Origin of the sequence: Streptomyces sp. NPDC056347 (genome assembly GCF_042262625.1) — a bacterium.
Classification (GTDB): domain Bacteria; phylum Actinomycetota; class Actinomycetes; order Streptomycetales; family Streptomycetaceae; genus Streptomyces.
Map to the genome: position 1 here is coordinate 12,898 of NZ_JBHJQP010000012.1, position 12,099 is coordinate 24,996.

3 protein-coding genes are annotated in these 12,099 nt (G+C 75.3%); all 3 read left to right on the forward strand.

Annotation, left to right across the window (positions count from 1 at the left end; translation table 11 throughout):
- Window positions 1-358 precede the first annotated feature (358 nt).
- The 3 genes from ACFCV8_RS05185 to ACFCV8_RS05195 all read left to right on the forward strand — a co-directional run bounded on the left by ACFCV8_RS05185 (window position 359) and on the right by ACFCV8_RS05195 (window position 12,061).
- Window positions 359-7,225 carry an SDR family NAD(P)-dependent oxidoreductase gene (locus tag ACFCV8_RS05185; RefSeq protein WP_376683877.1) on the forward strand — a complete coding sequence of 2,289 codons (6,867 nt, stop codon included), beginning with the start codon at window positions 359-361 and terminating at the stop codon, window positions 7,223-7,225.
- Complete coding sequence (locus ACFCV8_RS05190; protein ID WP_376683878.1) at window positions 7,222-11,724, forward strand: beta-ketoacyl synthase N-terminal-like domain-containing protein; 4,503 nt, start codon at window positions 7,222-7,224, stop codon at window positions 11,722-11,724. The genes ACFCV8_RS05185 and ACFCV8_RS05190 overlap by 4 nt, the downstream gene beginning before the upstream one ends.
- Before the next feature lie 88 nt (window positions 11,725-11,812).
- Window positions 11,813-12,061, forward strand: a complete 249-nt coding sequence (locus ACFCV8_RS05195; protein WP_376683919.1) for an acyl carrier protein — start codon at window positions 11,813-11,815, stop codon at window positions 12,059-12,061.
- The last annotated feature ends 38 nt before the right edge of the window (window positions 12,062-12,099 follow it).

A 12,099-nucleotide genomic window follows, 5' to 3' on the forward strand; every position in this document is an offset into this window, starting at 1 on the left:
TACGTCCCCGGCACAGGCCGGGCGGGGTGCCCTCGTCCGGCCCGCGCACCGCGTCGATGAGCCCCGCGCGAACAGAAAGCCCTTTCGGGTTGCTGTGACCTTCGACACATTGAATGTTTCGCACTGTGCGCACTCACGTCCTACACGTGTCATGGCCATGACTTGCAGGTGACGGCCGGTGCACACCCGTGCGAGGAAGTCCGCATTGCCGCGCCTCGGGGTCTTTGCGGTTCACACCCGCTTAACGCGCGTAGACACCGAGGGTCGGGCGGACCAACACGACCTGTTGACCCCGCTGAGTCCGCACCAGTTAACTACCGCAGATCACGCCCAACGGACCCTTGAATCGGGGGACTTCATGTCGACGCCGTTATCCGGCGCGCCCGCTCTGCCCTCGGCGCCGGACCTGGTCATCGCGGTCAACCCGCTCCACCGGCCCTCCCCGCGGCTGACCGCCGCGGCGGCCCGGGCGGGCGCACTCGGTGTGCTGGAGCTGCCCACGGGGGACGCACGCGGGGCCGAGGAGTTACTGGCCCGTACGGACCGCTGGACCCGGGCACCGTTCGGCGTACGGATCCGCCCCGGCTGCTTACTGCCGGGCGACGGCACCGCGGACTCGCTCCCCGAGGGTGCGGCCACCGTCCTGCTGGCCGATTCCGCCCGCCGCCCCGCAGACTTTCCCGGCCGCCGGGTCCTGGTGGAGGTCACCTCCCTGGCCGAGGCCCGCACGGCGGCCCTCGACGGGGCGCACGGTCTGGTGGCGCGCGGCCACGAGAGCGGCGGCCGCGTCGGACAGCTGAGTACGTTCATCCTCCTCCAGCAGATCCTGGCCGACGAGGCGCTGGACCTCCCCGTGTGGGCCTGCGGGGGCATCGGCCCGTACAGCGCGGCGGCGGCCGTCGCGGGCGGCGCCGCCGGAGTGGTGCTCGACACCCAGCTGGCCCTGTTCGACGAGGCCCAGCTGCCCGCCGGGACCGCGGAGGCCCTGCGCGGGCTCGACGGCTCCGAGACCGTCGTCCATCACGGCCACCGGGTGCTGCGCCGCCGGGGCCCCAAAGCGCCCCCGCTGCCCGAGGACGCCGCGGAGTTCGCCGCCCGGATCGGCTCGGACGACCTGCGCGACCAGTTCCTGCCGGCCGGGCAGGACGTCTACCTGGCCGGATCGTTCGCCCGACGGTACGCCAAGGTCTCCCGGGCCCTGCGCGCGGTCCGCGACGCGGTGGCCGGGGCGCTGGCCGACGGTACCCCGGGCGAAGCGCTGGCGGCCGGCTCGCCCGGTGCCCGGACGCTCGGCACCGCCCTGCCCGTCGCCCAGGGGCCGATGACCCGGGTCAGCGACCGGCCCGCGTTCGCCGCGGCCGTCGCCGCCGAGGGCGGGCTGCCGTTCCTGGCGCTGGCGCTGGCCGGGCCCGAGCGCACCCGCGCCATGCTGGAGGAGACCGGGGCCCTGCTCGGGGACCGCGCCTGGGGCGTCGGCATCCTGGGCTTCGCGGACGACGCGGTCAAGGACGCCCAGCTGGAAGTGGTCCGCGAACTGCGGCCCTCGCACGCGATCATCGCGGGCGGCAGACCCGCGCAGGCCGCCGCCCTGGAGGCCGAGGGCATCACCACCTTCCTGCACGTGCCCTCGCCGGGACTGCTGCGGCAGTTCCTGGCCGCCGGGGCGCGCCGGTTCGTCTTCGAGGGTTCGGAGTGCGGCGGCCACGTGGGCCCGCGCGGCAGCTTCCCGCTGTGGCAGGCGCAGACCGAGGTGCTGCTGGACTTCCTGGCCGAGTCCGGCGGCCGGGGCGCGGACGAGCTGACCGTGCTCCTCGCCGGCGGCATCCACGACGAGCGGTCGGCGGCGATGGCGGCGGCCCTGGCCGCCCCACTGACCCGGGCCGGGGTGGGCTTCGGCGTGCTGATGGGCACGGCGTACCTGTTCACCGAGGAGGCCGTGGCCGCCGGGGCGATCCAGCCGCTGTACCAGCGCCAGGTGATCGCCGCGGACCGCACCGACCTGCTGGAGACCGCCCCGGGGCACGCCACCCGCTGCGCGCACTCCGCGATCACCCGCGACTTCGCGGCCCTCAAGGACGGGCTGCGCGAGCGCGGGGTGCCCGACCGGGAGGCGTGGGAGCAGCTGGAGCGCTTCAACGTCGGACGGCTGCGGCTGGCGTCCAAGGGCATCGAGCGGGTCGGCGACGAGCTGCTGACGGTGGGCGAGGACCGCCAGGCGCACGAGGGCATGTTCATGGCCGGCGAGGTGGTGGTGCTGCGGGACGGCCCGACCGGGGTGGCGGCACTGCACGCCTCGGTGACCGAGGGCGCGGCCCGCCTGCTGCGGGAGCGCTCCCCCGGTCCGGACGCGCCCGCCGGGGAGCCAGCGCCGCTGCGCATCGCGGTGATCGGGATGGCCGGGATGTTCCCGGGCGCCGCCGACCTGTCCGAGTTCTGGGCCAACGTGCTGTCCGGGAAGGACTGCGTGACGGAGGTTCCGGCGGAGCGCTGGGATCCGGAGCTGTACTACGCGCCGGACGGCGACGGCGAGCGCACCCCCTCGCGCTGGGGCGGATTCCTGCCCGAGATCCCCTTCGACCCGCTGGTGTACGGCATCCCGCCGGCCTCGCTCGCCAGCATCGAACCGGTGCAGCTGCTGGCGCTCGAAGCGGCCCGCCGGACACTGGTGGACGCCGGGTACGACGCGCCGGGCACCGACCACCGGCGCACCTCGGTGATCTTCGGGGCGGAGGCGGGCAGCGACCTGTCCAACGCGACGACGCTGCGCACGGTGCTGCCCGCGTACACCGGGAGCGTCCCGGCGGGTCTGGACGAGCAGCTGCCGCGGCTGACCGAGGACTCCTTCCCGGGGATGCTGGCCAATGTCATCGCGGGCCGCATCGCCAACCGGCTCGACCTGGGCGGCGCCAACTACACGGTGGACGCGGCCTGCGCCTCCTCGCTGACCGCGGTGGACGCGGCCTGCAAGGAGCTGGTGACCGGCACGAGTGACCTGGTGCTGTGCGGCGGTGCCGATCTGCACAACGGCATCAACGACTACCTGCTGTTCTCCTCGGTGCACGCGCTCTCCCCCTCCGGCCGCTCGGCCACCTTCGACAGCGGTGCCGACGGCATCGCGCTCGGCGAGGGCGTGGGATGCGTCGCGCTGAAGCGGCTCGCCGACGCGGAGCGCGACGGGGACCGGATCTACGCCGTCATCGACGGGGTGGGCAGCGCGAGCGACGGCCGTGCGCTGGGGCTGACCGCGCCCCGTCCCGAAGGTCAGCGCGCGGCGCTGGAGCGGGCGTACGCAGGTGCGGGCGTCTCCCCCGCCGAGGTCGGTCTGATCGAGGCGCACGGCACCGGCACGGTCGTCGGTGACCGTACCGAACTTGCCACGCTCACCGAGGTGTTCACCGAGTCCGGGGCACCCGCCGGAAGCTGTGCGATCGGTTCGGTGAAGTCGCAGATCGGGCACACCAAGTGCGCGGCGGGCATGGCCGGTCTGATCAAGACGGCCCTCGCCCTCCACCACGGGATCAGGCCGCCGACGCTGCACGTCCGCGAACCCAACGCGGCCTGGGACGGGGCGTCGAGCCCGTTCGTCTTCCACACCGAGGCCCGTCCGTGGCCGGTGGAGCCGGACCGGCGGATCGCCGGGGTCAGCGCCTTCGGCTTCGGCGGCACCAACTTCCATGTGGTGATGCGCGCCCACGAGCAGGCCCCGGCACCCCACGCCCTGGAACGCTGGCCCGCCGAGCTGTTCGTGTTCCGCGGCGACGACCAGGCCGCCGCCCGCGCCGTACGACGGCTGCTCGATCTGCTGGAGCGGGGCGGGGCCTGGCGGCTGCGGGACTACGCCCGGCACGCCGCGCTCCGCGCCGACCGGGCCGCGCTGAACGGGGAGCCCGTCCGGTACGCGGTGGTGGCCGAGTCGCTCGACGCCCTGCCCGGCCTGCTGGAGCGGGCAGCGGCCGGTGAACACGCCCCCGATGACGGGATCTTCGCGGCGGAGCGGGAGCGGGAGGGTCTGTACGGGGCCGCCCAGGCGGCTCCCGCCGAGGCGCTGGCGTTCCTCTTCCCGGGGCAGGGCAGCCAGCGGCCGGGCATGCTGGCGGACCTCTTCGTCGCCTTCCCCGAGTTGCACCGCTACCTCCACCTCGGCGCCCGGTGGGCCGAGGCGCTGCACCCGCCCACCGCCTTCGACGCGGACACGAAGGCCGGGCAGCTGGCCCGGATCACCGACACGGAGTTGGCGCAGCCGGCGCTGGGCATCGTGGAGCTGGCCGCGGCCGAACTGCTCGGCGAGCTGGGAGTACGGCCCGCGATGGCGGCGGGGCACAGCTACGGCGAGCTGGCCGCGCTGGGCGCCGCCGGGGTGTTCGCGCCCGAGGACCTGCTGGCGGCGAGCGCCGCCCGCGCCGCGGCGATCCTGGGCGCGGTCGACGGCGGCGACCCGGGTGCGATGGCCGCCGTGAACGCCTCCGCGGAGCGGATCGAGGAGGTGCTGCGGCTGACCGGCCACCACGGCGACGTCGTCACCGCCAACCACAACTCACCGCGGCAGACCGTCATCTCGGGCCCGGCCGGGGCGGTGGACGCGGCCTCGGCCGCGCTGCGGGACGCCGGGTGCTCGGTCACCGCGCTCCAGGTGGCCTGCGCCTTCCACAGTCCGCTGCTGTCGGGCGCCGGCGAGGCCTTCGCCGGGCAGCTGGCCCGGTTCGCGGTGCGTCCGCCCGCCTTCGACGTATGGGCGAACCGGACCGCCGCGCGCTACCCGGCCGAAGCCGAGGAGATCCGCGCGTCGCTGGCGGCGCAGATCGAGGCGCCGGTGCGGTTCGCCGAGCAGATCGAGGCGATGTACGCGGCGGGCGCCCGGGTCTTCGCCGAGGTCGGCCCCGGCCGCATGATGTCGCGGCTGGTGGACGCGATCCTCGAGGACCGCCCGCACCGCACCGTCCCGCTGGCCGCCGACCGCCGCGGCGGGCTGCGCGGTCTGCTCGACGCCCTGGCCCGGCTCGCGGCCCTCGGCGTCGACGTGCGCCTCGCCCGGCTCGTCCAGGGCCGCGACACCGTCGATCCCGAGACCGCCGCCGCGCCGCGTGCGGCGGGCTGGACGGTCGACGGTCATCTGCTGCGCCGCGCCGACGGCACCATCCCGCCGGGCGCCCTCCATCCCCCCACCCAGATATCGGAGTCGGTCGTGCCGGAGCATCCCCACCCCAGCGGTTCCCTGTCCGGCCCCGATGCCCTGATCGCGGAGTTCCTCCGCAGCAGCCGCGACATGGTGGCCGCCCAGCGCGATGTGCTGCTGCGTTATCTGGGCGGCCCCGAGGGCGGCTACCCGGCGGCTGGTTCGGTGCCGGGTACGCCGGTGTACGCCCCGGCCGTGGCGTACGAGCCTCCCGCGCAGCCCGTGCCCGCGCTGCCGGCCGCCCCCGCTCCCGCCCCCGCGGCCTCAGCTGCGTCCGGACCCGCCACCGACCGGGAGAGCGTGCTCGGCGCCGTCCTCGACGTCGTCGCCGACCGCACCGGCTATCCGGTCGACATGATCGAGCCCGAGCTCGACCTGGAGGCCGACCTGAGCGTCGACTCCATCAAGCGCGCCGAGATCGCGGGCGAGCTGGCCGGACGGCTCGGCCTGCCCACCAACACGCCCGACGGGCTCGACCGCCTCAGCGCGGCCCGCACCGCGGCCGCCCTCACCGATCTCCTGGTCGAGGCCCTCGGCACCGGTGCCCCGGAGCCGGAGACCGCCGCTCCGGAACCCGTACCGGCTCCCCCGGTGGCCGTCTTCGAGGGGGCCGAACCGGAGATCGTGGCCCCCGTCCGGCTGGAGTTCACCGAGGCACAGCTGCCCGAGGTGACCGCCGCGCTGCCGGCCGGTACCCGGGTGCTGCTGCTCGGCGGCGGTGCGTGGGCCGGTGCGGTGGCCGACCGGCTGCGGGCCGCGGGCGCCGATCCGGTCATCGCCGAGGACGTGCCCGACGACCTCCCCGGCACCGTGATCCACCTGGGCGCCCTGGACGCCGAGCTCCCGCCGCTGCCCGAGGCCCTGCCGCTGTTCCAGAAGCTGCTGGCGGCAAGCCCGGCCCGGCTGGTCTCGGTGGAACGGCGCACCGTGGGCGCGGTCAGCGGGCTGCGCGGCTTCTTCCGTACGGTCGCCCGGGAGTATCCCGGGTGCGCCGCGACCCTGCTGGAGGTGGCGGAGGAAGCCGGTCCCGGGGACATCGCCGGGGCCCTGCTCACCGAGGCCGCCGCCACCGACCGGGAGCCGGTCGTGCTCACCGACGGGGCCGTCCGGCGGGCGCTGCGGCTGACCCCGACCGGGCTGGGCGCGCTCGCCGGGACCGGTGCGGGCCCGGCCGGGGACGGGGCGGCGGAGGCGGAGGCCGTCGGACTGGACCGGGACGCCGTGGTGCTGCTGGTCGGCGGGGCGCGCGGCATCACCGCCCGCTTCGCCCGGACGCTGGCCGCCACCAGCCGTTGCCGCCTGGTCCTGATGGGCCGTACACCGGTGCCCACCGGGGCCGAGGACCCGGCGACGGCGGGGGCGCGGGGCCGTGACGCGCTGCGCCGCGCCCTGCTGGCGACGGGGCTGACGCAGCCCGCCGAGATCGAGCGGAGGCTGAACTCCCTGCTGTCGGCCCGCGAGGTGCGCGAGACCCTGCGGGAGCTGCGGGAGCTGGGCAGCGAGGCCCGCTACCACTGCGTGGACGTGCTGGACACCGAGGCCGTCAGCACCACGGTGAAGGAGGTGCACCGGGAGTACGGCCGCCTGGACGGGGTCGTGTACGCGGCCGGGGTCATCGAGGACAAGCTGATCGCGGAGAAGACGGCCGCCTCCTTCGACCGGGTGTTCTCCACCAAGGTCGACGGGGCCGGGGCGGTGCTGGACGCGGTGGACTCGCTGCCCTCCGGGCCGCGTTTCGCGGTGCTCTTCGGCAGCATCGCGGCGGCCCTGGGCAACCGCGGCCAGTGCGACTACGCCACCGCCAACGACGCCCTGGAGGAGCTGGGCCGCCGCTGGACCCGGCCCGGACGGCGCGGGCTGACCGTGCACTGGGGGCCCTGGGCGGCGGCGGAGACCGGCGGCGGCATGGTGACCCCCGAGCTGATGCGCTCGTACGCGGCCCGGGGCATCAAGCTGATCGACCCCGAGGAGGGCCCGCTGAGCCTGCTGCGGGAACTGGCCTGGGGGCCGTCGGACACGCACGCCGCGGTCTACACCGCCTCGGGCTGGTGACCGGGGTGGCCGCACAGACCCCGGTCGCCGTCGTCGGCATGGACGTCTTCCTGCCGGGTGCCGCCGACCTGGACACGTACTGGCACAACATCGTCGGCGGGGTGGACGCCATCACCCAGGTGCCGGACGACCGCTGGGACGCCGGTTTCTACGCTCCGGGCGCCACCGACGGGGAGCGGCGCAGCGACCGGATCTACTGCCGGCGCGGCGGATTCGTGGACCGCTCGGCCGAGTTCGACGTGGCCCGGTTCGGGATCATGCCGTCGTCGGTGGCGGGGACCGAGCCGGACCAGCTGATCGCGCTGGAGGTGGCGCACGGTTCGCTCCAGGACGCGGGGGGCGCCGCCGTGCTGCCGTCCGCCCGGGAGCGGGCCGGGATCGTGCTGGGCCGGGGCGGCTATCTGACGCCCGGTCTGGTCCGGCTGGACCAGCGGGTACGGACCGCGCACCAGTTGGTGCGGACGCTGGGCGAGCTGGCCCCGCAGCTCGGCGAGGACCAGTTGGAACGGGTGCGTGCGGCGTTCACCGAGCAGCTCGGGCCCGAGCGGCCGGAGTCCGCGATCGGGCTGGTGCCGAACCTGGTGGCCTCCCGGGTCGCCAACCGGCTCGACCTGCGCGGGCCCGCGTACACGGTCGACGCGGCGTGCGCGTCCTCGCTGATCGCGGTCGACCACGCGGTGCGCGAACTGGCCTCGGGGCGCTGCGACCTGATGCTCGCGGGCGGGGTGCACCACTGCCACGACATCACCCTGTGGAGCGTCTTCAACCAGCTCGGGGCGCTCTCCCCGTCCGAGCGCATCCGTCCCTTCCATCGGGGCGCGGACGGGGTGCTCATCGGTGAGGGCACCGGGGTGGTCGTCCTGAAGCGGCTGGCCGACGCGGAACGGGACGGGGACCGGATCTATGCGGTGATCACCGGTACCGGGGTGGCCGGGGACGGCCGCTCCGCGAGCCTGCTCGCCCCGGACCCGGGCGGCCAGGTCCGTGCGGTGCGCCAGGCGTGGCAGGCCGCCGGGCTCGACCCCCGGGCCGCCGGGTCGATCGGTCTGCTGGAGGCGCACGGCACCGCGACACCCGCCGGGGACAAGGCCGAACTCACCACGCTCGCCGAGGTCTTCGGGCCGTCCGGACCGGACGGCCGGGCGGCCATCGGCTCGGTGAAGTCGATGATCGGGCACACCATGCCCGCCGCCGGGATCGCCGGGCTGATCAAGGCCGCGCTGGCCGTGCACCACGGGGTGCTCCCCCCGACGCTGCACTGCGAGGACCCCCATCCGGCGCTCGCGGACACCCGGTTCGCCCCGCTGGCCGAGGCGCGGCCCTGGCGGGACCCGGCGGACGGCGCGCCGCGCCGGGCGGGGGTGAACGCGTTCGGCTTCGGCGGCATCAACGCCCATGTGGTGCTGGAGCAGCCGGTCACGGCGACGTCCCGGGCGACGCCACGGGTGACGGTGAGCGAGCCGGAGCGGGTGCTGCGGCTGGCCGCGGACACGGTCGACGAGATGGCCCGGCTGCTGGCCGGCGACGACGCCTCCGTCCTGGCCGCGGGCCGGGACGAGCGGGCCCCGGGCGGTGGTCCGGTGCGGCTGGGCATCGTCGATCCGACCGGACGCCGGCTGAAGCTGGCACGCAAGGCCGTGGCCAAGGGCGTGCCGTGGCGGGGACGCAGCGACGTGTGGTTCACGCCGCGCCCGGTGCTGGGGGCGGGCGGCGGGCTGACCGCGTTCGTCTTTCCCGGCCTGGAGGCCGAGTTCACGCCACGTGTCGAGGAGTTGGCGACCCGCTTCGCACTGCCCTGGTCCCCGGGTTCCGACGCCCGGGTCGGTGATGTGGGGCGGCACGGCGCCGCCGTCTTCCAGCTCGGCCGGCTGCTGGACACCGCGCTGCGCCGGGTGGGCGTGGTCCCGGACGCCGTCGCCGGGCACAGTGTGGGCGAGTGGACGGCGATGGCGTGCGGCGGCATCCACGCGGCCGGTGAGGTCGACGCCTTCCTCTCCTCGTTCGACCCGGACGCGCTGCGGGTGCCGGGGGTCGCCTTCGGGGTGCTGGGCATGCCCGCCGAGCAGGTCCTCCAGGAGCTCGGGGACCGCGAGGACGTCGTGCTCTCGCACGACAACGCGCCGCGCCAGTCGATGGTCTGCGGCCCCGAGGAGGCGGTGGCGGGGCTGGTGCACCGTTTCCGTGCCCGGGGGATCATCTGCCAGGTGCTGCCGTTCCGTTCCGGCTTCCACACCCCGCTGCTCGCGCCGTACCTGGGGCCGATCCGGGAGGCCGCCGAGCGGTACTCGCTGCATCCGCAGACCACCCCGGTCTGGTCCGCGACGACCGCCGCGCCCTTCCCCGCCGAGGCGGCGGCGGTGCGTGAGCTGTTCGTACGCCATCTGCTGGAGCCCGTCCGCTTCCGGGAGACGGTCCTCGCGCTGCACTCGGCCGGATTCCGGGCCTTCGTGCAGCTCGGGGCGGGCCAGCTCGGCTCGCTCATCGACGACACCCTCGCCGGGCAGGACCGGCTGGTCGTCTCCGCGCACTCCCCGGCGCACGACAGCCTGGCTCAGCTGCGCCGGGTGGTGACCGCGCTGTGGACGGAGGGGGCCGCCCCCGATGCCGCGCCGCTGCTCACCCCCGGCACGGCCGAGCCCGGGGCCCGGGGGGCACGGCGCACGGCGCGCGCCGCCCGCCCGGGGGTGCGCCTGGACCTCGGCGGGGCGCTGGTGTCCCTGCCCGCGCGGGAGCACGGGCTGCTGGCCCGGACGTCCGGCGTCTCCAACGGCACCGCGCTCCCGGTCCCCGGTGCGGCGCACGATCCGCTGAGCGCCGAACTGTCCGCACTGCTCGACGACACCGCGTCGGTGGCCAGGGAGCTCATCGGCGCCCGCGGCCTCGCCCGCCGTGCCCCGGCCGCCCGGCCGGAACGAGGGGGGCCTAAACGCGCCCGCCGCCCGGCCCCCGTGGCGGAGCAGGAGCAGGTGCTGCGGGTGGACGTGGCCACGATGCCCTATCTGCTGGACCACTGCTTCTTCCGGCAGCGCCCGGGCTGGCCGGACGAGGGGGACCGCTGGCCCGTGGTTCCCGCCACCACGGTGGTCACCCACCTCATGGAGTTCGCCGAGCGGTCCCGCCCCGGGACGCGCGCCGTCGCGGTGCACGACGTGCGGCTGCTGAAGTGGATCGCCGCGATCCCCTCGGTCCGGGTGCCGGTGGAGGTGCGGGACGTGGCGCCGGACCGGGTGGAGGTCACTCTGAGCGGCTACTCACGGGCGGTCGTCGAGCTGGCGCCGCGCTACCCCGGCGCCCCGGCGGCGTGGCCCGCCGACCCGGCGGCCGAGCGCAGGCCCGAGCTGCGTGCGGAGCAGCTGTACACGGACCGGTGGATGTTCCACGGCCCCCGCTTCCAGGGGGTCGGTGAACTGACGGCCGAGGCCGACCGCTACGTACGAGGAGTGCTGACGGCCCCCGAGGCGCCCGGCGCGCTGCTGGACAACGTGGGCCAGCTGCTCGGCTACTGGATCATGTCGAAGCTCGACGAACGCACCACCGTCTTCCCCGTGGCCATGGAACGCATCCGCTTCTTCGGCCCGCACCCCGCCCCGGGGACCCGGCTGACCTGTGCGATCCGTATCACGGAGGTGACCGGTTCGACGCTCACCGCCGACATGCAGCTCAGTCATGAGGGCCGGGTGTGGGCCGAGTTCACCGGCTGGCAGGACCGGCGCTTCGACAACGACGCGACGATGCGCGCGGTCGACCGCTTCCCCGGCCGCAACACGCTCTCCGAGCGGCGCCCCGGCGGCTGGCTGGCGGTCCGGGAGCGCTGGCCCGACCTCGCCACCCGCGAACTGGTGATGCGCAACATGCTGGGCGGCGCGGAGCGCGAGGTGTACGAGGGTCTGAAGCCCATGGTCCGCCGCCGCTGGCTGCTCGGCCGGATCGCCGCGAAGGACGCGGTGCGCACGTTGCTGTGGCAGGAGGGCCGGGGCGAGGTCTACCCGGCGGAGGTGGCCGTGCACAACGCCCCGTCCGGGCAGCCGCTGGTGCGCGGGGTACACGGGTGCGAGCTGGGCGAGGGGCTGGTCGTCTCGCTCGCGCACTGCCGGGAGACCGGGGTGGCCATCGCCCGCCGGGGTCCCTGCGGGATCGACATCGAGGAGATCGCCGACCGCTCGCGCGACACGATGAAGGCCTCCTGCGACCCGGCGGAACTGGCCCTGCTCGACGGGCTGGTGGAGGCGGGCGAGGAAAGCGCGGCGGTCTGGTTCACCCGGTTCTGGGCCGCCAAGGAGGCGGTCTCCAAGCGACTCGGAACCGGGCTGCGGGGCCGCCCCGCCGACTTCCGGGTGGTGTCCGCGGCCCCCGAGCGGCTGAGCGTGGTGACCGGGGGCGTGACGTACGAGGTGAACAGCACCGCCATGACCGGCGGGGCACGGGAGCAGGACGGGCGGCGGTTCGTCGTCGCCTGGACGACGGACGACAGAGCGACAGGAGCCCAGGATGACCACTGAAGCGACCGAGGCGATCGGGCGGAGCGCCGCGACGGCCACCGCCCCGGAGGACGGACTGCGGGCGAGAACCCTCGACGACATCGCGGGCATGCTCCGCGAACTGCTGGCCGAGGAGGGGCTGGACGACGTCGAGATCGACCGGGGGACCCGGTTCCACGACGATCTCGAACTGGAGAGCATCGACCTGGTCACACTCGCCGGTTCGCTGCGCGAGCACTACGGCGAGAGGGTCAACGTTGCCCTGTTCATCGCCGACCTGGAACTCGACGAGATCATCGCCCTGACGGTGGGTCAGCTCGTCGACTTCGTGACGGACTCGCTGCGGTCCGCGTCATGAGCCGGGGCGCCCTCCCCGCCGGGTGAGGCGCCTCTTCC